The following is a 22,152-nucleotide window of genomic DNA, read 5'->3' as shown; positions in this document are numbered from 1 at the left end:
GACCCTGCAGCGGGGCCGACTACAGCCGCTCGACGACGAAGTCGATGCAGGCGGTCAACGCGCTGACGTCGTCGGGGTCGACGGCGGGGAACATGCCCACGCGCAGCTGGTTGCGGCCGAGCTTGCGGTAGGGCTCGACGTCGACGACGCCGTTGGCCCGCAGCACCGTCGCCACCTGCGCGGCGTCGACGGACTCGTCGAAGTCGACCGTCCCCACGACGAGGCTGCGCTGCGACGGGTCGGCGACGAACGGCGTGGCGTAGGGCGACTTCTCCGCCCAGCCGTAGAGCCGGCCCGAGGAGTCGGTCGTCCGCGCCACGGTGCCGGCCAGCCCGCCGAGGCCGAGCATCCAGCGCACCTGGTCGGCGAGCAGGAACAGCGTGGCCACCGCGGGGGTGTTGTAGGTCTGGTCCTTGGTGGAGTTGTCGACGGCGGTCGCCAGGTCGAGGAACCCGGGGATCCACCGCCCCGACGCCTCGACCTCCGCCACCCGCTCCAGTGCCGCCGGGCTCATCAGCGCGATCCACAGGCCGCCGTCGGAGGCGAAGGACTTCTGCGGGGCGAAGTAGTACGCGTCGGCCTGCGTGACGTCGACCGGCAGGCCGCCGGCGCCGCTGGTGGCGTCGACGAGGACCAGCGCGTCGTCGTCGGCACCGGCGGGGCGCACCACCGGGGCCATGACCCCGGTCGAGGTCTCGTTCTGGGCCCACGCGTACGCGTCGACGCCCGGCTGCCCCTCCGGGAGCGCCAGCGTCCCCGGCCGGCCGGCGACGACGACCGGCTCGTCGAGGAACGGCGCCTCGGCGACCGCGGAGGCGAACTTCGCCGAGAACTCGCCGTAGGTGCCGTGGGCGCTGCGCTGCCGGATCAGGCCGAAGGTGGCGACGTCCCAGAACGCCGTGCTCCCGCCGTTGCCGAGCACGACCTCGTATCCCTCGGGCAGGCCGAACAGCTCGGCCAGCCCCTCCCGCACCTGGCGGACCAGCCCCTTGACCGGGGCCTGGCGGTGGGAGGTGCCCATGAGCGCCGCCCCGTCGGTGGCCAGTGCCCGCAGCGCCTCGGGGCGGACCTTGGAGGGTCCGCACCCGAAGCGGCCGTCGGCGGGCAGCAGGCCGGCGGGGATCTCGATGCTCATGGGCGCTCCGTTCGGGCCGGTCAGGCGGGGGCTGCCTGGTCGACGGCCTTGACCGTGATGGTGTCGAAGCCCTCGACCTCCTCGGGCTTGCGCGCCGCCGGGCCCACGTAGCGGGCCGACGGGCGCACGAGGCGGCCGGTCTGCTTCTGCTCCAGGATGTGCGCGCACCAGCCCGCGGTGCGGGCGCAGGTGAACATCGAGGTGAACATGTGGCTCGGGACCTCGGCGAAGTCGAGGACGATGGCCGCCCAGAACTCGACGTTGGTCTCGATCGGCCGGTCGGGACGCCGCTCGCGCAGCTCCTTGAGCGCCGCCTGCTCCAGCGCCAGCGCGGCGTCGAAGCGGGGGGCGCCGAGCTCCTTGGCGGCCTTGCGCAGGGTGCGGGCGCGGGGGTCCTCGGCACGGTAGACGCGGTGCCCGAAGCCCATGAGCCGCTCCTTGCGGTCCAGCAGGCCCTTCACGTACTTCTCGGCGTCGCCCTCCTGCTCGACGCCGTCGAGCATGTGCAGCACGCGCGAGGGGGCGCCGCCGTGCAGCGGGCCGGACATGGCGCCGATGGCGCCGGACATCGCGGCGGCGACGTCGGCCCCGGTGGAGGCGATGACGCGGGCGGTGAACGTGGAGGCGTTCATGCCGTGCTCGGCGGCCGACGTCCAGTAGGCGTCGACGGCGGCGACGTGGCGGGGGTCGGGCTCGCCGCGCCAGCGGACCATGAAGCGCTCGACGATGGTCGAGGCCTCGTCGATGCGGCTCTGCGGCACCGCCGGGGTGCCGATGCCGCGGGCGGACTGCGCGACGTAGGACAGCGCCATGACCGCGGCGCGGGCCAGCTGGTTGCGGGCCTCCTCGTCGGAGATGTCCAGCAGCGGGCGGTAGCCCCAGAACGGGGCCAGCATCGCCAGCGCGGCCTGCACGTCGACGCGGACGTCGCCGCTGTGCACCGGGATCGGGAACGGCTCGGCAGGGGGCAGGCCGGGGCCGAACTTGCCGTCGACCAGCAGCGCCCAGACGTTGCCGAAGGTGATCTTGCCGACCAGGTCCTCGATGTCGACCCCGCGGTAACGCAGGGACCCGCCGTCCTTGTCGGGCTCGGCGATCGTGGTCTCGAAGGCGATGACGCCCTCGAGGCCGGGTACGAAGTCGTCGGCCATCTCGCATGCTCCTCTGCGCGCGGACCTCGTGCCCGCACGTTCCGCGGCGCACGACTGCACCGCGACACTAGGCCCAGCGGTCGCCCCCGTCACACGGGGGGCTGCCGTCCAGCGGGAGGCGCCCGGCACCCCGCCGCGGCGGCGGTGTCAGCATGGCGGGGTGGCCGACCTCTCCCGCATGCGCAGGGACTACGACCGCCCGGGGCTGCGCGAGGAGGACCTCGCGCCGACGTGGGTGGAGCAGTTCGACCGCTGGTTCCGCGACGTCGTCGCCGCCGACGTCCCCGACCCGAACGCGGTGGTCGTGGCCACGGCCGACGCCGACGGCGCCCCGGACGCGCGCATCGTGCTGCTCAAGGGCTACGACGAGGCCGGCTTCGTCTTCGGCACCAGCTACGCCTCGACCAAGGGTGCGCAGCTGGCGGCCAACCCGCGGGCGGCGCTGGTCTTCCCCTGGCACGCGCTGCAGCGCCAGGTTCGGGTGACCGGCACCGTCGAGCGCATCGGCGACGCCGCCTCCGACGACCTCTGGGACCCCCGCCCGCGCGAGGCACAGCTGGCCGCCGTCGCCTCGGTGCAGTCCACCGTCGTGGACTCCCGCGAGGAGCTCGAGGGGCGGGTGCGGCTGCTCGACGAGGAGACGACGACCGAGAAGGTGCCGCGGCCGCCGACGTGGGGCGGGTACCGGGTGGTGCCCGAGCACGTCGAGTTCTGGCAGGGCGGCCCGGGGCGGCTGCACGACCGGCTGCGCTTCGTCCGCGACGACGAGGAGGGCGGCGGCTGGGTCCTCCAGCGGCTCGCCCCGTGAGGAAGGACCCCGCTGCCCCCCACACCTCGCAGGCTCGGCGCGGGCCCCTGCAGCGGGGCCGGCCCGGCGGGCAGCTGCCCCTCGACCCGGTCGAGCCGGGGGAGGTCGCCGAGCCCGCGCCCGTGCCGCGCCGCCGGTCCCCGTCGCCGAGGGGCTGGGCGATCGACACCAGCCCCCTGCGCGATCCCGGTTACCGGCGGCTGTTCTGGGGGCTGACCGCGACGATGGTCGGCCAGCAGATGACGCTGGTCGCCGTCCCGTACCAGGTCTACGCACTGACCGGCGACTCGCTGCTGGTCGGCGTCACCTCGATCGTGTCGCTGGTCCCGCTGGTCGTCTTCGGCCTGCTCGGCGGCGCCATCGCCGACGCGATGGACCGCCGCAGGCTGATGCTGGTCACCGGCGTCGGCTCGGCGGTCACCAGCGCGCTGCTGGCCGCGCAGGCGCTGCTGCCCGGCGGTGGCAACCTCTGGCTGCTGTGGCTGCTGGTGGCCGCCGTCTCCGGCCTGACCGCGGTCAACCAGCCCGCCCGCAGCGCGGTGATCCCCGCGCTGGTCGGCGCCGAGGGGTGGCCGCGGCCAACGCCCTGGCGATGACCGTGCGGCAGGTCGGCGTCATCGCCGGGCCGCTGGCGGCGGGCCTGCTCATCGCCCTCGGCGACATCTTCGTGGCCTACCTGGTCGACGCCGCCACGCTGCTGGTCGCCGCCGTGCTCATCCGCGGCCTGCCGCCGCTGCCCCGGCCGGCGTGGCCGGGCCGCTGCGCCCGGGCGCCGCGCTGCGCGGGGTGGGCGAGGGCTTCACGTTCCTGCGCACCCAGCCGGTGCTGCTCATGACCTTCGTCGTCGACGTGATCGCGATGCTGTTCGCCTGGCCGCAGGCGGTGTTCCCCGAGCTCGCCGAGGGCCGCTACGCCGGCTCGCCCAACGCCTACGGCTGGCTGTTCGCCGGCATCTCGATCGGGGCGCTGCTCATGGGGCTGACCTCGGGCTGGGTGTCGCGGGTCGACCGGCAGGGCGCGGTGGTGCTCGCCGCCATCGTCGTGTGGGGCGTGGCGATCGTCGGCTTCGGGCTGGCGCCGTCGCTCTGGCTCGCCGTGCTGTTCCTGGCGGTCGCCGGTGCCGGCGACATGGTCAGCGCGGTGCTGCGCTCGTCGATGCTGCAGACCGCCGCGCCCGACGAGATGCGCGGCCGCATGCAGGGCGTGTTCATCGTCGTCGTCGCGGGCGGCCCGCGGCTGGGCGACCTGCGCGCCGGGGCGATGGCCAGCGCCGCGGGCGTCGGCGTGGCGATGGTGTCCGGCGGGGTCGTCGTCGTGGTCGCCATGGTCGTCGTCGCGCTGCTGGTGCCCTCGTTCCTGCACTTCCGGGCGTCGCGGTCGGGCGGCTAGTCCCCGGCCACGTGCAGGCCCACCTCGACGTCGCCCCGCGTGGCGCGCGAGTGCGGGCAGATGGTGTGCGTGCGCTCCACCAGCGCCCGCCCCTCCTCCGCGTCCAGGGCGGGGAGCCGGGCGGTGGGGTCGACGCCGAGACCGGAGTAGCCGGGGCCGCCGTCGCCACCCGTCTCGGCGGGGCGGGACAGGTGCACGTCGAGCCGGCCGTCGGAGGTGCGCACCTGGCCGGTCCGGGCTCCGGCGGCGGTGGCCTCGGCCGTGTGGAGCCGGTCCACGGCGTCAGGCCAGCGCGCCGGCGACCACGCGCAGGTCGGCGACCAGCGCGTCGTAGGCCTTCGGGCGGTCCTCGTCGGGCACCCGCAGCACCGCCGAGGGGTGGGCGGTGGCCAGCATCCAGGTCTGCGCCGGGGCGTCCTCGTCGGGCTCGTCGTCGCCGGCCTCGGCACGGGCGACGCCGGGCGGCGTCCAGGGCATGAGCACGCCGCGCTCCTTGGTGATCCGGAACGACGGCGAGATGAGGGCCTTGGCGGCGGTCGCGCCCAGGCAGACGACGACCTCGGGCTTGAGCACCTCGAACTCCGCCTCGAGCCACGGCCGGCAGGCCCGGACGTGCTCCGCGCCCGGCGACTGGTGGATGCGCCGCTTGGCCGTGGGCGTGAACCGGAAGTGCTTGACGGCGTTGGTGACGTAGGCGTCGTTCCGCTCGATCCCGGCGTCGGCGAGCGCCCGGTCCAGCAGCCGGCCGGCCGGGCCGACGAACGGCTCGCCCCTGCGGTCCTCCTGGTCGCCGGGCTGCTCGCCGACGAACACGATGCGCGCGGTCTCGGGGCCCTCCCCGAAGACCGTCTGGGTCGCCGGCTCCCACAGCTCGCAGGCCCGGCACCCGGCCGCCGCCTGCCGCAGGCCGTCCAGCCCGACGCCCGACGGTGGGCTGGCGGGGACGTTCTCCTGGCTCATGCCCCGATGACACCGCAGGTGTGTCCGGCCCGCGAGCCGGGTCACGTTCCGGACCCGGTTCGGATCGGATGTGTCGGCGGCGTCGTCCCGCCCGATAGCGTCGCCGGGGCACGGGGATCTCTGGACGGAGGGGCAGTGCTCGAGTTCGACGGGCTCCACAAGAGCTACGGCGACAACCGCGTGCTGGAGGGTGTCGGCTTCACCGTCGCCCCCGGCTCGATGTTCGGCTTCTGCGGGTCCAACGGGGCCGGGAAGACGACGACGATGCGCATCGCGATGGGCCTGGCCCGGGCCGACGCCGGTGAGGTGCGCTGGCGCGGCCGGCCCCTGGACGAGGAGGCCCGGCGGCGCATCGGCTACATGCCGGAGGAGCGCGGGCTCTACCCGAAGATGCGGGTGGCCGAGCAGCTGTCCTACTTCGCGCGGCTGCACGGCATGGACACCGCCGCCGCGGCCCGCGCCGCCGAGGAGTGGTCGGGCCGCCTCGGCCTGGCCGAGCGCCGCGGCGACCCGGTCGAGAAGCTGTCGCTGGGCAACCAGCAGCGCGTGCAGCTGGCCGCCGCGCTGGTCAGCCGGCCCGAGGTGCTCATCCTCGACGAGCCGTTCAGCGGCCTGGACCCGGTCGGCGTCGACGCGCTGGCCGAGGCGCTGTTCGAGCGGTGCCGCGCCGGCGTGCCCGTCGTGTTCTCCAGCCACCAGCTCGACCTGGTCGAGCGGCTGTGCGACTCGGTCGGCATCCTCGCCCGCGGCCGGATGGTCGCCACCGGCACCGTCGAGGAGTTGCGGCGCCGCGAGTCCGGCCGGGTGCTGCGGGTCGTCGTCCCCGACGCCGCGCCGGGCTGGGCGGCCGCCGTGCCCGGCGTCCGGGTGGTCTCCGAGCGGGCCGGCGACACGCTGCTCGAGCTCGCCGGGGACACCGACGACCAGCAGGTGCTCGCCGCCGCGCTGCGCACCGGCCGGGTCACCCACTTCGCCTGGCGCGAGGCCACGCTGGTCGAGCTGTTCCGCGAGGTCGTCGCCGACCCGGCGCAGCGGGCCGCGGTCCGCGAGGAGGTGGCGGCGTGAGCGCGCCGCTGTCGAGCGGCCGGCTGGTCCGCCTGGTCGCCGGGCGCGAGATCTCCTCGCGCGTCCGCGACAAGACGTTCATCGCCAGCTCGGTGCTGATGATCGTGCTGATCCTCGGCGTGCTGGTCTTCCAGGTCGTCGTCAACTCCGGGGAGGACACCAGCCGGATCGGGGTGGTCGGTGACCCCGGTCAGGTGGACACCGCGCTCGAGGCGCAGGGCGAGGCGCTCGACGTCGACGTCGAGGTGGTCCGCTTCGACACCGACGACGCGGCGCGCACCGCCGTCGAGGACGAGGAGGTCGACGGCGCACTCGTCGGCGGCAGCAGCGCTCCCGAGCTCGTGGTCGTCGACCCCGACACCACGCTGGAGGCGGTCGTGTCCGGGGCCGTCGGCGCGGTGGCGCTGGGCGACGCGCTGGCGCAGGCCGGCGTCGACCCCTCCGACCTGCCGCAGCTCACGGTGACGGCACTCGACGGCGACTCCGCGGCCGACACGCAGCGCACCGTCGTCGCCGTCATCGGGGTCGTGCTGCTCTACAGCCTGCTCATCCTCTTCGCGCAGTTCGTCGCGCAGGGCGTGGTCGAGGAGAAGTCCAGCCGGGTGGTCGAGCTGCTGCTGGCCACGATGAGGCCGTGGCAGCTGCTGGCCGGCAAGATCCTCGGCCTCGGCGTCCTCGGCCTCGGGCAGATCGCCGTCATCGCCGCGATCGGGATCGGCGGGGCGCTGGCCTTCGACGTCGTGGACCTGCCCGGCGAGCTGGTCGGGACGGTGCTGTGGCTGCTGTTCTGGTTCGTGCTCGGCTACGCCCTGTACGCCTCGCTGTTCGCCGTCGCCGCCTCGCTGGTGAGCCGGCAGGAGGACCTCGGCAGCGTGCTGACGCCGGCGTCGCTGGTGCTGGTGGCCGGGTTCGTCGTGGCCGTCCAGGCGGCGAGCGACCCGGACGGGACGCTGGCGGTCGTGACCTCCTACGTTCCGGGCCTCTCGCCGATGGTCATGCCGGTGCGCCAGGCGGCCGGCGACGTGGCGCTGTGGGAGGTCGCCGTGGCCGTCGTCCTCATGCTGGTGGCCATCGCGCTGGTGGTCCGGCTGGGCGGCCGGGTGTACTCCGGGGCCCTGCTGCGGACCGGCGGTAAGACCAAGCTGCGGGAGGCGCTGCGGGCCGGCGAGGCCTGATCCCGGCGGGGCGACACCCGCCGGGACGAGCGCCGGACACGTTGGGGTGACCTCACCCCGACGGAGGGCGTGCGCCCAGGTCAGCGCGGCCATCATCGGCGCCATGACCGAGGACCTGGACGCGCGCCTCTGGCGGCTGCAGGCCTCCGAGGACGCCGACGAGCTGATCGAGCTGGGCTGCGACCTCGCCGACGCCGGCCGGCTGACCGACGCCGAGTGGTGCTTCCGCCGCGCGGCGGCCCTCGGTGACGTCACCGGCTACTACGACCTGGGCAACAGCCTGGCCGCGCAGGAGCGCTGGGCCGAGGCCGTCGACGCCTACGAGGTCGCGCTGGCCGGTGGCGAGTCCGACGCCTGGCGCAACCTCGGGCTGGTGCTCGAGCAGCTCGGCGACCTCGCGGGGGCCATGGCCGCCTACCGAGGGGCCGCCGAGGCCGGGGACACCGAGGGCGGGCTGCAGCTGGCGTTCCTGCTGCGCGAGCAGGGGGAGCGGGAGCAGGCGCTGGCCGTCGCCGAGGAGCTCGCCGCCGCCGGGGACGCCGAGGCCGACGCCGTGGCCGCCTGCTGGCAGTGGTGCGCCACCCTCGACCCCGCCCTCGAGGCGCGGCTGCGCGCCGGGGCCGCCCACTTCGCCGCCGCGCGCGCCGACCTCGCGGCGCTGCTGCTGCAGACCGGCCGCGCCGAGGAGGCCCGCTCGGTGCTCGAGCGCGGTGCCAAGCTCGGCGAGCAGGTGGCGTGGCTGCCCCTGGGCAACCTCTACCGCGAGGAGCTGGGCGACGACGAGGCGGCCGAGGAGGCCTACCGCGCCGGCATCCACGCGGGCGACGCCTACTGCCACCACAACCTCGGCGTGCTCCTGGCCGACCGCGGCGACATCGCCGGCGCGGCCGAGGAGTTCGAGCGCGGCGCCGCCGCCGGCGACCAGCTCGCCGCCGCGGCCCTGGCGCTGCTGCAGGAGAGCTGAGCCGGCCCCACCGCAGGGGCCCGCCGCGAGCCTCCGAGTGGCGGGGGCGGTGGGGTCCTCCTACTGGCGCAGGGCCGCCAGCGGGCCGCGGTAGGGGCTCGCGGGCGGGCCGGTCACGCCCGGCCGGACGGTGAACAGCCGCCCGGCCTGCTCCTCGTCCCCCTCGCCGTGCGCGGTGCTGATCACCAGCAGGCCCCGGTCGGGACCGGCGAAGGCGCAGCTGGAGGTGTTGGCCACCGGCACCTCGACGACGGCGAGCAGCTCACCCTCGGGGGACCACCGGCGCACCTGGCCGCCGCCCCACATCGCCGTCCAGAGGCAGCCCTCGTCGTCGACGGTGAGCCCGTCGGCGACGCCGTCGGCGCCGCCGGTCTCCAGCAGCACGCGGGCGTTGCTCCACTCGCCGCTGCCCGGGTCGTGGTCGAAGGCGTGCACCAGCCCCGGGCCGGAGTCGGCGAGGTAGACGGTGCGGTCGTCGGGTGACCAGCCCAGGCCGTTGGAGACCGTGAGGTCCTCCCGGACGGTGGTCACGGTGCCGTCGGTGTCGAGCCGGTAGAGGACGCCGGCGCCGGGGCGCTCGTCGAAGGCCATGGTCCCGGCGTAGAACCGCCCGGCCCGGTCGCACTTGGCGTCGTTCATGCGGGTGCCGCCGTCGGCCTCGCTGCCGCCCACGCCGGTCAGCTCGAGCAGGACGCGGGCGGTGCCGTCGTCGGCCAGGTGGGTGAAGCTGCCGCCGGCCGCGGCGAGCCAGCCGCCGGCCGCCGCGGGGACGACGGCGCCCACGGTGTCCCCGGCGCGCAGCGAGCCGGCGTCGGCCAGGGTGTCGCCGTCGAGGGTCGCGCGGCGGACCAGGCCGGCGGAGATGTCGACCCACAGCAGCTCGGAGCGGGCGGCGTCCCAGGTGGGGCCCTCCCCGTGGCCGGCGGGAGCGGGGTCGGCGGGGGTGGCGCGCAGCGTCAGCACGGGCGGGCAGGTGCCCGCGACACCCGCCCGTCACACGGGGGACGGATACTGCCCTCCATGTCCGAAGCCACCGTGGACGTCGCCGACCTGCGCCTGCCCGGCCGAGACCCGCAGGGGGACGGCCGTGCCGACGACGCCCCGCTGCGGGACGACATCCGGCTCCTCGGCCGGGTGCTCGGTGAGGTCATCCGCGAGCAGACCGGCGACGACGTCCTGGACCTCGTCGAGTCCACCCGCGTGCAGGCCTTCGCCGTGCGCCGCTCGGAGACCGACCGTGCCGGGCTGGCCGCCCGCCTCGGCGACCTCGACGTCCGGGCGGCCAACCACGTCATCCGCGCGTTCAGCCACTTCTCGCTGCTGGCCAACCTCGCCGAGGACCTGCACCACGAGCGCCGCCGCCGGCACCACCACCGGGCGGGGTCGCCGCCGCAGCCGGGCAGCCTCGCGGCCACCTTCGCGCTGCTCGACCGGGCCGGCCTCGACCCCGACGTGGTCGCGCGGGAGCTGTCCGGCGCGCTGGTCGTGCCGGTGGTCACCGCGCACCCGACCGAGGTGCGCCGCCGGACGATCTCGCAGGTCCAGCGGGAGGTCGCCGAGCTCATCCGCGAGCGCGACCGGATGGCGCCGGGCGAGGTCGACGAGCAGCGGTGGTCGACGGCCCTGCAGCGCTCGGTGCTGACCCTGTGGCAGACGGCGCTGCTGCGGCTGTCGCGGCTGCGGCTGGCCGACGAGATCGACGAGGCGCTGCGCTACTACGACCTGTCGCTGTTCCGGGTCGTCCCCGAGATCAACGCCGACCTGCGCCGGGCGCTGGGGGAGCGCTGGCCCTCCAGCGGGCTGCCCACGCAGCCGGTGCTGCAGCCGGGCTCGTGGATCGGCGGCGACCGCGACGGCAACCCGTTCGTCACCGCCGACGCCGTCCGCCGCGCCAGCACCCGCCAGGCCGAGACCGCGCTGGCCCACCACCTGTCGGAGCTCGTCGAGCTCCGCAGCGAGCTCTCGATGTCCGACCGGCTGGTCACGCCGACGCCGGAGCTGTCGCACCTGGCCGACGCCTCCCGCGACGACTCGCCGTTCCGGGCCGACGAGCCCTACCGCCGGGCGCTGAACGGGGTGCACGCACGGCTGGCGGCCACCGCGCGGCGGGTCCTCGGGCGGGTGCCCGGCGCCGCGCCGCACGCCGAGCTCACCCCCTACGACACCCCCGGCGAGCTGATCGCCGACCTCGCCGTCGTCGACGCCTCGCTGCGCAGCCACGGCGCCGGCGCGCTCGCCGACGACCGGCTGGCCCGGCTGCGCGACGCCGTCGAGGTGTTCGGCTTCCACCTGGCCGGGCTGGACATGCGGCAGAACTCCTCCGTCCACGAGGAGGTGGTCGGCGAGCTGCTGGCCTGGGCCGGCGTCTGCCCCGACTACGCGTCCCTCGACGAGGCCGCGCGGGTGGAGCTGCTGGCCGGTGAGCTGCGGATGCGCCGGCCGCTGGTGCGCCCGGCCGCGGAGCTCTCCGAGCTGGCCCGCGGCGAGCTGGACCTGCTGGTGGCCGCCGCCGAGCAGGTGGCGCTGCTGGGCCCGCGGGCGATCCCCAACTACGTGATCAGCATGTGCGAGTCGGTCAGCGACGTGCTGGAGGTCGCCGTCCTGCTCAAGGAGGTCGGCCTGCTCGACCCCGACGGCGAGGACGGCCCCACCTGCCCGGTCGGCATCTCGCCGCTGTTCGAGACGATCGCCGACCTGCAGGGCGCCGGCGAGACGATGACCGCCGTCCTCGCCCAGCCGGTGTACCGGGAGCTGGTGCGCAACCGGGGCGACGCGCAGGAGGTCATGCTCGGCTACTCCGACAGCAACAAGGACGGCGGCTACCTGGCCGCCAACTGGGCGCTGTACCGGGCCGAGCTGGCGCTGGTCGAGGTGGCGCGCGCCGAGGGCATCCGGCTGCGGCTCTTCCACGGCCGCGGCGGCACGGTCGGGCGCGGCGGCGGGCCGAGCTACGAGGCGATCCGCGCGCAGCCGCCCGGCGCGGTGGCCGGGGCGTTGCGGCTCACCGAGCAGGGCGAGGTCATCGCGGCCAAGTACGGCGAGCCGGCCCTCGCCCGCCGCAACCTCGAGGCGCTGGTCGCGGCCACGCTGGAGGCGACGCTGCTCGACGTCGAGGGGCTCGGCGACGACGCCGAGGAGGCCTACGCGCTGCTCGACGACCTCGCCGCCCGCGCCCAGGACGCCTACCGCGCGCTGGTGCACGACACCCCGGGCTTCGTGGAGTGGTTCCGCGCCGCGACACCGATCCGCGAGCTGGCCGAGCTCAACATCGGCAGCCGGCCGCCCTCGCGCAAGGCCGGCGACCGGATCGCCGACCTGCGGGCCATCCCGTGGGTGTTCAGCTGGTCGCAGGCGCGGATCATGCTGCCCGGCTGGTACGGCACCGGGTCGGCGCTGGAGTCCTGGATCGGCGACGACCCCGCGCGCCTGGACCGGCTGCGGGAGCTGCACCGGCGCTGGCCGTTCCTGCGCACGGTGCTGTCGAACATGGGGATGGTGCTGGCCAAGACCGACCTCGAGCTCGCCGCCCGCTACGCCGGGCTGGTGCCCGACGAGGAGCTGCGCGCGCGGGTGTTCGACCAGATCACCGCCGAGCACGAGCGCAGCTGCCGGATGCTGCTCGCGGTCACCGGCGACGACTCCCTGCTGGCCGACAACCCGTCGCTGGTCCGCTCCATCCGCAACCGGTTCCCCTACCTGGAGCCGCTGCACCACCTGCAGGTGGAGATGCTGCGCCGCCGCCGCACCGGCGACGACGACGAGCTGGTCCGGCGCAACATCCAGCTGACGATCAACGGGATCGCGACGGCGCTGCGCAACTCGGGCTGAGCCGGACCGGCTCAGGGACAGCGGTCCAGCTCGACGTCGCCGCGGTGCTCCTCCAGCCAGGCGGCGAGCCGGGCGCCGTCCCAGGGGTGGCGGCGCCGCGCGGCGGCCACCAGGAGCCCGCGCGGCAGCTCGAGGGTGGCCAGCGCGATGCCGGCCGCGCCGGGCAGGTCGCCGTCGCGCAGGTGCTGTGCGACCGCGCGCGGCCGCCGGGCGAGGAAGGTCAGCGCCTCCCGCACCGGCCGGTCCGCGTGCTGCGGGAGCAACACCTGGACGGTGCGGCCGTAGTGCCACTCGCGCAGGAACACCCCGCGGGCGCTCCGGCCGTCCTTGCCGTGCCGGAAACGGCTGTCGGGGACCCGCAGCAGCAGGTGCCCGGCCGCGCGCAGGCGGGCGGAGGCGTCGCGGTCCTCGTTGTAGAAGAAGTACAGCGGGTCGAAGCCCCCGGCCGCCAGGAACTCCGCCCGGCGCACCAGCAGCGCGGTGCCGCCCAGCTCGCCGGCCTCGAACGGCGGGCCGGGCGGGTCGTCGTCCTCGCCGGGGCCGGAGACCGCCGGCGCCGCCCACACCGCCCGGGGCTCGGCGTCGAGGACGCCGGCCAGCCGGTGCAGCATGCCCGGGTCGGGCTCGCCGTCGGAGTTGACCAGGGCCACGAACCGGCCGCGGCAGGCGTCGAGGGCGAGGTCCATGGCGCGGGCGAAGCCGAGGTTGCGCGGGGAGCGCAGGACCCACCGGTCGGCGTCCGGGTAGTGCTCGGACAGGTGCCCGCGGGCGGCCGCCGACGTCGCCGGCGCGGCGGCGTTCTCCACCAGCAGCGCCCGGCCGCGCCAGCCGGGGCCGGTGGCCGCCGACAGCGCCGCGTGGTGCCGCGCGAGCAGCTCCGGGGGCTCCTGGTGGACGAGGAGGACGACGTCGACGTCGTCGAGACCGGTGCGCGCGGGAGCCGTCACCGTGGCGCCCTACCCCGGCGCCCCCGGTGGCCTACCTTGCGGGAGGGCGGGCGGAGCGGGGGAGTGGTGGCGGAGACGATGCGGGTGGCGGCGTCGGGGGAGGACCTGCGCGCGGCGGCCCGGCTGCTCGGCGTCGGGCCGGCCGCGCTCGCGCCCGAGCTGCTCGACCCCGGCGCGCGGCTGCTCGTCGGCGACGGCGCGGCGGCGCACCTGCGACGCCGCTGGACCGACGAGGGCACCACCGAGGCCGTCGTCGTCCACCGCTCCACGCACGTGACCGGCCGGGCCGGGTTGCTCGCCGTCGCCGCGGCCTGGGGCTGCTCGCAGGTCCGTGACGCGGGGACCGGGCGGGTGGTCGAGGTGGTCGCGCCGCCGGCCGACGCGCCGCTGACCGAGCGGTTCGCCCACCTCGCCGCGCTGGCCGCCACCCGGGTCGAGGTGGCCGTCGCGCTGGCCCGGGACACCGGGCGGGACGTCCGGAAGGACGACGGCAGCTGGTCGATGGCCGCCGACGACGCCGCGCACGACGCCGCCGCCGAGACGCTGGCACCGCTCGGCGTGCCCGTGCTGTCGGAGGAGCGCCCCGACCCCGACGTGACCGGCGACGAGCCGTGGATCGTGCTCGACCCGCTCGACGGCACCGGCAACTTCCGCGCCGGGCTGCCGCCGTGGGCGTTCTCGGCGGGGCTGGTGCACCGCGGCCGCCCGGTGGCCGGGCTCGTCGTCGACCTGTCCTCCGGCCGCCGCTGGGCCGGGACCGTGGACGCCGGCGCGCAGCGCGACGGCGTGCCGGCGCGGGTGCGGGAGGGCAGCACCGTCGTCGCGCCGTCGGGACGCACCGTCCGGGTGCCCGCCACCGCGCACCGGGTGCGGGTGACCGGCTGCACCGCCGTCGACCTGTGCCTGGTCGCCGACGGGTCCGCCGCCGCCTGGCACGACCTCGACCGCAGCGGCACCCACGTGCACGACGTCGCCGGCGGGCTGGCCGTGCTGGCCGCCGCGGGCGGGGTGGCGCTGACCGACGACGGCGGGCCGCTGCGGCTGCGCCCGGACACCGGGACGCTCATCCGGTTCGTGGCCGCGGCCTCCGAACAGGGCGCGCGCGACCTCGCCGCCGCGGTGCTGGGTCAGAGCACCTGACCGAGCATGACGGTGTTGCCCGACGGGTCGGTGCAGGCCGCCAGCCGGAAGGCGCCGTCGGGGGTGGTCGAGAGCCGCGCGTCGACGCCGCGTCCGGCGGGCTCGGCGGCCCGTGCGTCCGCGTCGTCGACGCCGAGCACCACCGTCGTCCCGCGCGGCGCGTCGGGCAGCGCGATGACCTGGACGGCGCCGCCGTCGGTCAGCTGCCACTCCGCGCGGGTGGCCATCGGACGGCGGTCGGGTTCCCGGTCGACAGCAGCCGGTACCACGCCTCCGCGGTGGGGAAGTCGTCGACGGGCAGGACGGCGAGGACGTTGCTCAGCTGCATGCGGGGTCGACCGGCGGGAGAGCCGGAACTCGTCGGTCCGCGGCCGCCCGGACGGCGGCGAGCAGCGCCTCGCGCTCGTGCATCGTGGTGCGGGCCCGCCCGCGCGTGGCGCCCAGGGCCACCTCGGCGGCGTCGATCGCCCGCCAGTCCTCCAGCAGCACCGGCTCGGTCCCGCGGGCCCGCAGCGTGTTCACCAGGTCGTCGCGGTCGCCGTGCGGGCCGATGACCCCGGCCTCGGCGTCGGCCAGCAGCGAGGCGACGGTCTCGCGGGCGTCGTGCTTGTTGGTGCCCACCACTCCGCTGGGGCCGCGCTTGATCCAGCCGGCCACGTACTCGCCGGCCGACGGGGCGCCCCCGCGCAGCACCCGGCCCTCCTCGTTGGGCACGGTGCCGGTGCGCGTGTCGACGGGCAGGCCGGGCAGCCCCTGCCCGCGGTAGCCGACCGAGCGGACGACGAGGTCGGCGGGCAGCACCTCGTACTCGCCGGTGCCGGTCGCCCGGCCGTCGTCGTCCACCGCGGTGCGCTCCACCTCCACGCCGGTGACCCGGTCGTCCCCGAGCAGGCGCACCGGCCGGCGGTAGAAGCGCAGCGACAGCCGGACCCGGCCGGGCTCGGGCCGGTGGCCGGCCCACTCGCGCAGGACGGCGAGGTTGCGGGAGGCGTTGCGGTCGGCGGCGACCCGCTCCTCCGCGGCGGGGGTCAGCTCGAGGTCGGCCGGGTCGACGAGCACGGTGGCCTGGTCCAGCCCGTCGAGCTCGCGCAGCTCCATGGTGGTGAAGCTGGCGTGCGCGGGGCCGCGGCGGCCGAGCACGGTGACCTCCTCGACCGGCGTGGCGGCCAGGACGTCGAGCACGTGCTGGGGCATGTCGGTGGGCTCGAGCTCCTGCGGGGCGCGGGCCAGCACCCGTGCCACGTCGAGGGCCACGTTGCCGACGCCGATTACGACCGCGCGGCGGACGCCGCTCAGGGCCGCCTCGACCCTCGCCCGGTCGGCGTCGGGGTGCCCGCAGTACCAGGCCACGAGGTCGGTGGCGGCCAGGCTGCCGGGCAGGTCCTCGCCGTCGACGGACAGCGGCCGGTCGAGGGCCGCGCCGTAGGTGTAGACGACGGCGTCGACGTGCGTGCGCAACTCGTCGAGGGCGATGTCGGTGCCCACCTCGACGTTGCCGACGAACCGCACGCCGGGGTGGTCGAGCGCCCGGTGCAGGGTGTCGCGGATGGCCCGCATCTTCGGGTGGTCGGGGGCGATGCCGTGCCGGACCAGGCCGAAGGGGGTGGGCAGCCGGTCGATCAGGTCGACGGTCACCGGCACCGGCGCCCGGCGGGTCAGGGTCTCCGCGGTGTAGATGCCGGCCGGGCCGGCGCCCACCACGGCCACCCGCAGCGGCCTGCCGTCCTCCGGGGCGCGCTCACCGTCGTCCGACACGACTGGCATCCTGGCCCCGCCGGGCGTCCGTGCGCCAGATCACGCGCCCGGCGAGCCCACCGTCCACAGCAGAGGGGACCGCCCGTGTCCGTCGTCGTCGTCGCCACCATCACCCCGAAGCCCGAGCACGTGGACGAGGTCCGGCAGGCGGTGCTCGAGACGGTGCCGAAGGTGCACGAGGAGCCCGGCTGCGAGCGGTACGCCCTGCACGAGGGCCGCGGTGTCCTCCTCATGGTCGAGCAGTGGGAGAGCCCCGAGGCGCTGGCCACCCACGGCAAGGCCGAGCCCCTGACCTCGCTGTCGGCGAGGCTCGAGGGCAAGCTCACCGAGCGCCCCGCGGTCCAGGTGCTCACCGCCCACCCCGCCGGCGACCCCGTCAAGGGCGCCCTCTAGCCGCCGTTCCCCGACCCGGTGCTAGACGGCCTGGCAGACGGGGCACCAGTGGAGGTTGCGGCCGACCATCTCCTCGGTCCGCACCTCGGTGCCGCAGATGCGGCAGGGCAGGCCGGTGCGCCGGTAGACGTAGTGCGCGTCCTCGCGGCGGACCGCACCGGAGCGGCGGGAGCGGTCGGCCGGCCGCGTCGTCACGATCCGGCCCATCCGGACGCCGGCGCGCAGCAGCACCACGAGGTCGTCCCACAGCGCCTGCCACTCGTCGGCGCCGACGTCACGGCCCGGGCGGAACGGCGAGATGCGGTGCCGGAAGAGGATCTCGGCGCGGTAGACGTTGCCGACCCCGGCCAGGACCGACTGGTCCATGAGCAGCGCGCCGACCGCCGTCCGGCTGCGGCCGACCTTGGCGTACGACAGCGGGCCGCCGCGGCGGGTGCGCAGCGGGTCGGGGCCGAGCCGGTCGAGGATGGTGTCGACCTCGGGCTGGGTGAGGACGTCGCACGCCGTCGCCCCGCGCAGGTCGGTCCAGACGCCCTCGCCCTCCGGCCCGTCGGCCACCCAGCGCATGCGCAGCGCCCCGCGCGGCGGCGGCGGGTCCCCGACCCCGGCGGAGTAGGTGCCGTAGAGGCCCAGGTGCACGTGCAGCACGTCGCCGCCGAAGTCGGCGAACAGGTGCTTGCCGTAGCTGGTGACCTCCTCGAGCACGCGGCCGTCGAGCAGCGCGGCCCCGGCGGCGAAGCGGCCCTGCGGGCTGGTCACGTGCACCGGGCGGCCGGCGAACAGCTCCGACTGCTCCCTCGCCAGCCGGTAGAGGGTGTGGCCCTCAGGCATCCCGCACCGCCTGGTAGCGGGCCAGCGCGACCTGGCGCTCCTCGACGTGGTCGACGATCGGCGCCGGGTAGCCCTCCGGCGGCCCACCGGGCATGGTCCACGGCTCGTGCACGTACCGGTCGGGGACGTCGCGCAGCTGCGGCACCCAGCGGCGCACGTAGGCACCGTCGGGGTCGAACTGCTGGCCCTGCCGGGTCGGGTTGAACACGCGGTAGTACGGCGAGGGGTCGGTCCCGGTGCCGGCCACCCACTGCCAGCCGTGGTGGTTGCTGGCCAGGTCGCCGTCGACGAGGTGGTCGAGGAAGTAGCGGGCGCCGCGCCGCCAGTCGACGTGCAGGTCCTTGCACAGGAAGGACGCCAGGACCATCCGCACTCGGTTGTGCACGTAGGCCTCGCCGTGCAGCTGGCGCATCCCGGCATCGACGATCGGATAGCCGGTGCGGCCCTCCGCCCAGGCGGCGAAGTGCTCGTCGGCGACCGGGCCGGTGTCGTACCGCATGGCCTTCATCTGCTCGTTGAACGGCTCGCGCGCGGTCTCGGGGCGGTGCCACAGGACGTCGGCGTAGAAGTCGCGCCAGATGAGCTCCCCGACGAACGTGTCCACGGCTCCGGCGTGGTCCTCGGCGAGTCCCTGCGCCTCGGCGAGGAGGGTCCGCGGGTGCACGGTGCCGTACTTGAGGTGCGCCGACAGCCGGCTGGTGCCGTCGGTGCCGGGCGTGTTGCGGGAGGTCGCGTAGCCGAGCAGCCGCTGGTCGCGGAACAGCGCCCAGGCGTCGAGCCCGGCCCGCTCCCCGGCCGGGGGGAGCACCGTGCCGTCGAGGTCCTGCGCCGGCGGGAGGTCCTCCGTGGGCACGTCCGGGGCCCAGGCGACGTCGGGTCGCGGCGCGGGGCCGTGCAGTCCGCGGGCCCGCCAGGCCCGCGCGAAGGGGGAGTAGACCCTGAACGGCGTGCCGTCGTCCTTGGTCAGCCGCCCGGGCGTGACGCCGTACGGCGAGCCGGTGCGCACGAACGGGACGTCGCCGAGCGCCTGCTCGACCGCCGCGTCGCGGGCCCGGCCGTAGACGCCGGCGTCGGCGGACAGGTGCACGCTCCCCGCCCCGGTCTCGCGGACCAGGTCGGGGATCACGCGCACCGGGTCGCCGGAGCGGATGACCAGGGCCCCGCCGGTCTGCTCGCGCAGGTCGGCCAGGCAACCGCGCAGGAACTCCCGCCGTGGCCGGCCCGACGTCTCCCACAGGCGCGGGTCGACGACGAAGACGGGCACCACCGTGCCGTCGCCACCCGCGGCCTCGACCGCGGCGACGAGCGCCGGGTGGTCCCTGAGTCGGAGGTCGCGGCGGAACCAGAGCAGAGCTGTCGGCACCCCCGCCAGGCTAGGCAACCCGGCGGGGGACCGCAGGTCAGCGGCTCAGTGGTCGGCGGTGGCCAGGCCGAAGTGCGGCTTGTCCTCGTCGGCGACCAGGTCCAGCGTCTCGGGGTGCTGCTCGATGTAGTGGCGCACGAAGGAGCAGTAGGGCAGGACGGTGAGCCCGCGCTCGCGGGCGGCGTCGAGGACCCCGCTGACCAGGACCTTGCCGAGACCGCGGCCACCCATGCTCGGGTCCACCTCGGTGTGCGGCAGGGCCATCGTCCCGTTCTCGACGTGGTAACTGGCCAACCCGACGACGCGGTCGCCGACCCGCACCTCGAACCGTCCCCGCTCGGGGACGTCCACCACCGTGGTCTCCATCGCTGCGTTCCCACCTCCGCTGTCCCCCGGCGCCGTTGCCGAGGGGTACGACGTGCACCTGGAACGGTAACGCTTCGGAGCCGGAAGGGTTTCCCTCTGCGAGGAGTGTCCGCCCAACGGGTCGCTCAGCCGTTGCCGCTCCCCAGCGCCGGGACGGCGCCTGCGACCGCCGCCAGCGGCACCAGGGCGAACCGCATGCCGACCTCCCGCTCGTCCCGTGGTACAGGCGTACCACGGGACGTCAGGGGCGCGGGTTCGTGCGGGTCCAGCCGCGGTCGTCGCGGCGCGCACCCAGGGCGGCCCGGCACCGGCGGCACACGGCCTGCACCTCCTCGGCGTGCCGGCCGGACTCGGGCTGGACGTCGGCCCAGCTCACGTGCGGGAAGCGGGCCAGCCGGGAGCGGGACAGCGACAGGCCGCAGACCGTCTCGTTGCGCCCGCGCTCCCAGGCGTGCACCTCACCGCTGGGATAGCGGATCCCGTCGTCGGGGTCGGTCCACTGACCGGCGGCCGCGACCGCCGCGTTGCGCAGTGCCATGCGGCCTGCGTACCCGGTCGGCGTCGAGAGGTGCGCCGGGCAGGTCCCGGCCGCGCGCCGTCCGTGCGGGGGGTACGCGCCGTAGCGACTCGCTGCACGGCCGCTGCAGGGGCGGGTCCTCGACGTCCGGGGAGTCCGGGTGACCCCGACCGGGCTCCACCCTCTCCCCGACGCTCACGACGTCACCGACGACCAGGAACGGGGAAGCTCTGATGCGCAAGACCGCTGCACTCGCGCTGTCCGCACCGCTGGCAGTCGCCATCGCCACTCCTGCCCAGGCACAGGAGATCGACGTCACCTTCGAGGCCTGCGGAACCACCATCGGCGTGGAGGTCCTCCAGGACACCACCCGCTTCGTCGAGCGGGAGTTCGGGTTCCAGCTGGTCGGCAACAGCGTGGTCCGGCTCCACGACCTCGAGGCCGGCCAGGACTCCTCCGTCGACATCCACATCCCCGGACGCCTCGTCCTCACGGTGGACCCCCGGACGAACACGCAGACGATCGTCCTGTCCGGGGCCAACCTGCTGTACCCCGAGACGCCCGGGCAGGCTGCCGCCCTCGCCGCCGCCGGGCTGCCCGAGGTCTCCCTGGTCAGGGGACGGGTGGTCATCGAGGAGCGGGTCGACCCCGAGACGGGCATGCCCGTCGAGTTCAGTCAGCGGGTCGTCAGCTACACCCCCCACGTCACCGACGTGTGCGCCCTCCTGCCGGAGTAGGACCGGCCGGACCGAACGAGGTCCCGACGACGCCGCGCCTGCTCCGGGCAGGCGGGGTGCTCGACGTCGCCGATGGTCCTCGACCACCCGGACCGACCTCGCTCCGTGGGTCGGCTGGGGCATCGCTGCCGCGGGCCGGGCCGAGGAGGGTGCCGGGGTGGGGCTGGCACCCCCGACAGGTGTGGAGGGCACGAGGGTGTGCTCTCCCGGTGTCGAGGAGACTGGCGGCGAGGTGATGGTCGGTGGCCCAGGTGCGGGTGCTCATCGTCGACGACCAGGCGCCCTTCCGGCGAGCCGCGGCCGCCGTGGTGGAGTCGACCGACCCGTTCGTCGTGGTGGGCACGGCCGAGTCGGGGGAGAGCTGCCTGGTCGCCGCGCGGACCCTGCAGCCGGACCTGGTGCTCATGGACGTGGGCCTGCCGGGGATCGACGGCATGGAGGCGACGCGCCGCCTCGCGACGCTGGCCCGCCGTCCGGTCGTGGTGCTGGTGTCCACGCACGACGAGGACGAGTTCGGTGACGGTGCCCGCTCGTGCGGAGCCGTGGCCTACATCAAGAAGTCGGCCTTCGGGCCCGACCGGCTCGCCGCAGCCTGGGCGCTCGGTTCCAGCGGCAGCACGGCCCGGAGCTCCACGCCCCCTCCGGGGCCGTCCACCTCGTCGAGGTGACCGCCGACGGCCTGCACCCGGTCGAGGACCGGCAGCCGGTCAGCCGCGCGGCCGGTGGACCTGCCCCGCACCGACAGCGCGAGACCGCCGTCCGCGGGAGCGATGCTCACCTCGGACCCGGGCCCCACGGTCGTGAGGGCCTGGACGACGAACTGGTAGGCAGCGGCCTCCACCGACGGGTCGAGGCGCTCCGGGAGGTCCTCCCCGACCAGCACGGTCGCCCTGCGCGGAGTGCGGGAGACGTGGGCGTGGACGGCGGCGGTGAGGCCACGCCGGGCCAGCAGCGGCGGCAGCACCCCGGCGGTGATCGTCCGCAGCGCCTCGATCGCCCGGGTCACGGACTCCTGCAGCTCGTGGAGTCTCGACCGCGCTCCGGCCGGGTCCCGGTCCAGGCGGTCCTGGACGTCGGTCAGGGCGGTGGGCAACGGGTCGAGGTGGACGGCGACCTCCGCGCGGATCGCTGCGGCCACTCGCCGGCGCTCGGTGTCGGCGGCGGTGAGCAGTCGTCGGCGCGACGCCTCCAGCTCGGCCCGGTGGGAGGTCACCTCCTCGGCGCGCCGGTGCAGGGCGGCAGTCAGGCGCACGTTGCGGAAGGCGAGCACGAGGTGGGTGGCCAGCTCGTCGAGCAACCGGTGCTGCCCGCGGGTGAGGGCGTGCCCCGGCCGCAGTCCGAGCTCGACCCGGCCGAGGACCTCGCCGCGGTCGACGACCGGGACCACGACGTCGGTCCGGTGCTCGGCGTCCGGGGGCCAGTCGGTGCTGACGTCCTCACCCGCCGGCACGGCGACGGTCGCGCGGGCGGTGGAGGCCCCGACGGCCAGGGCACCGCACCGCGCCGCGAGCCCGAGCAGCTCGCGGTCGGACAGCCCGCCCGTCGCGAGCTGGCGGGTCAGCTCGGCGAGGTTGTCGTACGGCGCGGCGCGGTGACCGTGGACCACGCGGTCGGCGAAGCGGTCCACC

At 75.9% G+C, this 22,152-nt stretch carries 25 protein-coding genes; 12 read left to right on the top strand and 13 right to left on the bottom strand.

Features of this window, described 5'->3' with window-relative positions:
- Positions 1–19: 19 nt before the first annotated feature.
- Both serC and JD79_RS03050 read right to left on the bottom strand, forming a co-directional pair.
- Complete coding sequence (serC, locus tag JD79_RS03055) at positions 20–1,135, bottom strand: phosphoserine transaminase (protein ID WP_110004350.1); 1,116 nt, start codon at positions 1,133–1,135, stop codon at positions 20–22.
- Positions 1,136–1,155: 20 nt separating this feature from the next.
- The gene (locus JD79_RS03050) at positions 1,156–2,286 is read right to left on the bottom strand and encodes a citrate synthase 2 (RefSeq protein WP_110004349.1); all 1,131 of its coding nucleotides are present in this window, start codon (positions 2,284–2,286) and stop codon (positions 1,156–1,158) included.
- Between the two features lie 160 nt (positions 2,287–2,446).
- Here JD79_RS03050 and pdxH point away from each other — a divergent pair, with 160 nt between their 5' ends.
- Genes pdxH through JD79_RS23310 form a run of 4 tightly spaced genes read left to right on the top strand, consistent with a single transcriptional unit; the run spans position 2,447 to position 4,483 of the window.
- Complete coding sequence (gene pdxH, locus JD79_RS03045) at positions 2,447–3,094, top strand: pyridoxamine 5'-phosphate oxidase (RefSeq protein WP_110004348.1); 648 nt, start codon at positions 2,447–2,449, stop codon at positions 3,092–3,094.
- Positions 3,091–3,690, top strand: a complete 600-nt coding sequence (locus tag JD79_RS23320) for an MFS transporter (protein WP_245899589.1) — start codon at positions 3,091–3,093, stop codon at positions 3,688–3,690. Before pdxH ends, JD79_RS23320 begins: the two co-directional genes overlap by 4 nt.
- A complete protein-coding gene (locus JD79_RS23315) occupies positions 3,687–3,929 on the top strand; it encodes a hypothetical protein (RefSeq protein ID WP_245899587.1) in 243 nt (80 codons plus the stop codon). The genes JD79_RS23320 and JD79_RS23315 overlap by 4 nt, the downstream gene beginning before the upstream one ends.
- Entirely contained in the window at positions 3,842–4,483 is a 642-nt protein-coding gene (locus JD79_RS23310) for an MFS transporter (RefSeq protein WP_245899585.1), read from the top strand. Before JD79_RS23315 ends, JD79_RS23310 begins: the two co-directional genes overlap by 88 nt.
- Here the strand turns inward: JD79_RS23310 and JD79_RS03035 are convergent.
- On the bottom strand, positions 4,480–4,761 hold the full coding sequence (locus JD79_RS03035) for an OsmC family protein (RefSeq protein WP_110004347.1): 282 nt from the start codon (positions 4,759–4,761) through the stop codon (positions 4,480–4,482). The genes JD79_RS23310 and JD79_RS03035 overlap by 4 nt on opposite strands.
- A gap of 4 nt (positions 4,762–4,765) precedes the next feature.
- Positions 4,766–5,443, bottom strand: a complete 678-nt coding sequence (locus tag JD79_RS03030) for a UdgX family uracil-DNA binding protein (RefSeq protein ID WP_110004346.1) — start codon at positions 5,441–5,443, stop codon at positions 4,766–4,768.
- Positions 5,444–5,578: 135 nt separating this feature from the next.
- On the opposite strand from JD79_RS03030, the gene JD79_RS03025 reads away from it, so the two are divergent.
- The 3 genes from JD79_RS03025 to JD79_RS24135 all read left to right on the top strand — a co-directional run bounded on the left by JD79_RS03025 (position 5,579) and on the right by JD79_RS24135 (position 8,647).
- Positions 5,579–6,508, top strand: coding sequence for an ABC transporter ATP-binding protein (locus tag JD79_RS03025; protein ID WP_110004345.1), 930 nt, complete (start codon positions 5,579–5,581; stop codon positions 6,506–6,508).
- Complete coding sequence (locus JD79_RS03020; protein WP_110004344.1) at positions 6,505–7,683, top strand: ABC transporter permease; 1,179 nt, start codon at positions 6,505–6,507, stop codon at positions 7,681–7,683. Before JD79_RS03025 ends, JD79_RS03020 begins: the two co-directional genes overlap by 4 nt.
- A 103-nt stretch (positions 7,684–7,786) precedes the next feature.
- The gene (locus tag JD79_RS24135) at positions 7,787–8,647 is read left to right on the top strand and encodes a tetratricopeptide repeat protein (protein WP_110004343.1); all 861 of its coding nucleotides are present in this window, start codon (positions 7,787–7,789) and stop codon (positions 8,645–8,647) included.
- Between the two features lie 60 nt (positions 8,648–8,707).
- Here the strand turns inward: JD79_RS24135 and JD79_RS03010 are convergent, their stop codons facing one another.
- On the bottom strand, positions 8,708–9,610 hold the full coding sequence (locus JD79_RS03010; RefSeq protein ID WP_110004342.1) for an SMP-30/gluconolactonase/LRE family protein: 903 nt from the start codon (positions 9,608–9,610) through the stop codon (positions 8,708–8,710).
- Positions 9,611–9,667: 57 nt separating this feature from the next.
- Here JD79_RS03010 and ppc point away from each other — a divergent pair, with 57 nt between their 5' ends.
- Positions 9,668–12,475 (top strand): phosphoenolpyruvate carboxylase, encoded by a 2,808-nt coding sequence (ppc, locus tag JD79_RS03005; RefSeq protein ID WP_110004341.1) that lies wholly within the window; start codon positions 9,668–9,670, stop codon positions 12,473–12,475.
- An 11-nt stretch (positions 12,476–12,486) separates the two neighbouring features.
- On the opposite strand, the gene JD79_RS03000 is transcribed toward ppc, so the two are convergent.
- Positions 12,487–13,422 carry a glycosyltransferase gene (locus tag JD79_RS03000; RefSeq protein WP_110004340.1) on the bottom strand — a complete coding sequence of 312 codons (936 nt, stop codon included), beginning with the start codon at positions 13,420–13,422 and terminating at the stop codon, positions 12,487–12,489.
- Between the two features lie 66 nt (positions 13,423–13,488).
- Here JD79_RS03000 and JD79_RS24390 point away from each other — a divergent pair, with 66 nt between their 5' ends.
- On the top strand, positions 13,489–14,562 hold the full coding sequence (locus tag JD79_RS24390) for an inositol monophosphatase family protein (RefSeq protein ID WP_342767640.1): 1,074 nt from the start codon (positions 13,489–13,491) through the stop codon (positions 14,560–14,562).
- On the opposite strand, the gene JD79_RS02990 is transcribed toward JD79_RS24390, so the two are convergent.
- Genes JD79_RS02990 through JD79_RS02985 form a run of 3 tightly spaced genes read right to left on the bottom strand, consistent with a single transcriptional unit; the run spans position 14,550 to position 16,317 of the window.
- Positions 14,550–14,789 carry a VOC family protein gene (locus tag JD79_RS02990; protein ID WP_110004339.1) on the bottom strand — a complete coding sequence of 80 codons (240 nt, stop codon included), beginning with the start codon at positions 14,787–14,789 and terminating at the stop codon, positions 14,550–14,552. The genes JD79_RS24390 and JD79_RS02990 overlap by 13 nt on opposite strands.
- The gene (locus JD79_RS24130; protein ID WP_281270264.1) at positions 14,762–14,890 is read right to left on the bottom strand and encodes a hypothetical protein; all 129 of its coding nucleotides are present in this window, start codon (positions 14,888–14,890) and stop codon (positions 14,762–14,764) included. Before JD79_RS24130 ends, JD79_RS02990 begins: the two co-directional genes overlap by 28 nt.
- The gene (locus tag JD79_RS02985) at positions 14,881–16,317 is read right to left on the bottom strand and encodes an FAD-dependent oxidoreductase (RefSeq protein WP_245899583.1); all 1,437 of its coding nucleotides are present in this window, start codon (positions 16,315–16,317) and stop codon (positions 14,881–14,883) included. Before JD79_RS02985 ends, JD79_RS24130 begins: the two co-directional genes overlap by 10 nt.
- An 84-nt stretch (positions 16,318–16,401) precedes the next feature.
- On the opposite strand from JD79_RS02985, the gene JD79_RS02980 reads away from it, so the two are divergent.
- Positions 16,402–16,710 (top strand): putative quinol monooxygenase, encoded by a 309-nt coding sequence (locus JD79_RS02980; RefSeq protein WP_110004337.1) that lies wholly within the window; start codon positions 16,402–16,404, stop codon positions 16,708–16,710.
- Between the two features lie 21 nt (positions 16,711–16,731).
- Here the strand turns inward: JD79_RS02980 and JD79_RS02975 are convergent, their stop codons facing one another.
- From JD79_RS02975 to JD79_RS02960, 4 genes are all read right to left on the bottom strand, one after another.
- The gene (locus JD79_RS02975) at positions 16,732–17,541 is read right to left on the bottom strand and encodes an Fpg/Nei family DNA glycosylase (RefSeq protein WP_110004336.1); all 810 of its coding nucleotides are present in this window, start codon (positions 17,539–17,541) and stop codon (positions 16,732–16,734) included.
- Complete coding sequence (locus JD79_RS02970; RefSeq protein WP_110004335.1) at positions 17,534–18,904, bottom strand: cryptochrome/photolyase family protein; 1,371 nt, start codon at positions 18,902–18,904, stop codon at positions 17,534–17,536. Before JD79_RS02970 ends, JD79_RS02975 begins: the two co-directional genes overlap by 8 nt.
- A gap of 45 nt (positions 18,905–18,949) precedes the next feature.
- Complete coding sequence (locus tag JD79_RS02965) at positions 18,950–19,270, bottom strand: GNAT family N-acetyltransferase (RefSeq protein WP_110004334.1); 321 nt, start codon at positions 19,268–19,270, stop codon at positions 18,950–18,952.
- A gap of 241 nt (positions 19,271–19,511) precedes the next feature.
- Positions 19,512–19,808: a hypothetical protein gene (locus JD79_RS02960; RefSeq protein ID WP_110004333.1), complete on the bottom strand. Its 297-nt coding sequence runs from the start codon at positions 19,806–19,808 to the stop codon at positions 19,512–19,514.
- Positions 19,809–20,020: 212 nt separating this feature from the next.
- On the opposite strand from JD79_RS02960, the gene JD79_RS02955 reads away from it, so the two are divergent.
- Both JD79_RS02955 and JD79_RS02950 read left to right on the top strand, forming a co-directional pair.
- The gene (locus tag JD79_RS02955) at positions 20,021–20,524 is read left to right on the top strand and encodes a hypothetical protein (RefSeq protein WP_110004332.1); all 504 of its coding nucleotides are present in this window, start codon (positions 20,021–20,023) and stop codon (positions 20,522–20,524) included.
- A gap of 242 nt (positions 20,525–20,766) precedes the next feature.
- On the top strand, positions 20,767–21,192 hold the full coding sequence (locus JD79_RS02950) for a response regulator (RefSeq protein WP_211307845.1): 426 nt from the start codon (positions 20,767–20,769) through the stop codon (positions 21,190–21,192).
- The last annotated feature ends 960 nt before the right edge of the window (positions 21,193–22,152 follow it).

It is taken from the genome of Geodermatophilus normandii (assembly GCF_003182485.1).
Lineage (GTDB): Bacteria > Actinomycetota > Actinomycetes > Mycobacteriales > Geodermatophilaceae > Geodermatophilus > Geodermatophilus normandii.
Note: the sequence above shows the minus strand (reverse complement) of the source record. Positions and strands in the feature narration are given on the sequence as shown.

What these genes read in the sequence shown, in the direction of transcription:
- JD79_RS03050 (WP_110004349.1), bottom strand. Translation starts at nt 2,286, where the DNA reads ATGGCCGACGACTTCGTACCCGGCCTCGAGGGCGTCATCGCCTTCGAG.
- JD79_RS23315 (WP_245899587.1), top strand. Translation starts at nt 3,687, where the DNA reads ATGACCGTGCGGCAGGTCGGCGTCATCGCCGGGCCGCTGGCGGCGGGC.
- JD79_RS02960 (WP_110004333.1), bottom strand. Translation starts at nt 19,808, where the DNA reads ATGGCACTGCGCAACGCGGCGGTCGCGGCCGCCGGTCAGTGGACCGAC.
- serC (WP_110004350.1), bottom strand. Translation starts at nt 1,135, where the DNA reads ATGAGCATCGAGATCCCCGCCGGCCTGCTGCCCGCCGACGGCCGCTTC.
- JD79_RS03030 (WP_110004346.1), bottom strand. Translation starts at nt 5,443, where the DNA reads ATGAGCCAGGAGAACGTCCCCGCCAGCCCACCGTCGGGCGTCGGGCTG.
- JD79_RS02965 (WP_110004334.1), bottom strand. Translation starts at nt 19,270, where the DNA reads ATGGAGACCACGGTGGTGGACGTCCCCGAGCGGGGACGGTTCGAGGTG.
- JD79_RS24130 (WP_281270264.1), bottom strand. Translation starts at nt 14,890, where the DNA reads ATGCAGCTGAGCAACGTCCTCGCCGTCCTGCCCGTCGACGACTTCCCC.
- JD79_RS24135 (WP_110004343.1), top strand. Translation starts at nt 7,787, where the DNA reads ATGACCGAGGACCTGGACGCGCGCCTCTGGCGGCTGCAGGCCTCCGAG.
- JD79_RS02955 (WP_110004332.1), top strand. Translation starts at nt 20,021, where the DNA reads ATGCGCAAGACCGCTGCACTCGCGCTGTCCGCACCGCTGGCAGTCGCC.
- JD79_RS02975 (WP_110004336.1), bottom strand. Translation starts at nt 17,541, where the DNA reads ATGCCTGAGGGCCACACCCTCTACCGGCTGGCGAGGGAGCAGTCGGAG.
- ppc (WP_110004341.1), top strand. Translation starts at nt 9,668, where the DNA reads ATGTCCGAAGCCACCGTGGACGTCGCCGACCTGCGCCTGCCCGGCCGA.
- JD79_RS02990 (WP_110004339.1), bottom strand. Translation starts at nt 14,789, where the DNA reads ATGGCCACCCGCGCGGAGTGGCAGCTGACCGACGGCGGCGCCGTCCAG.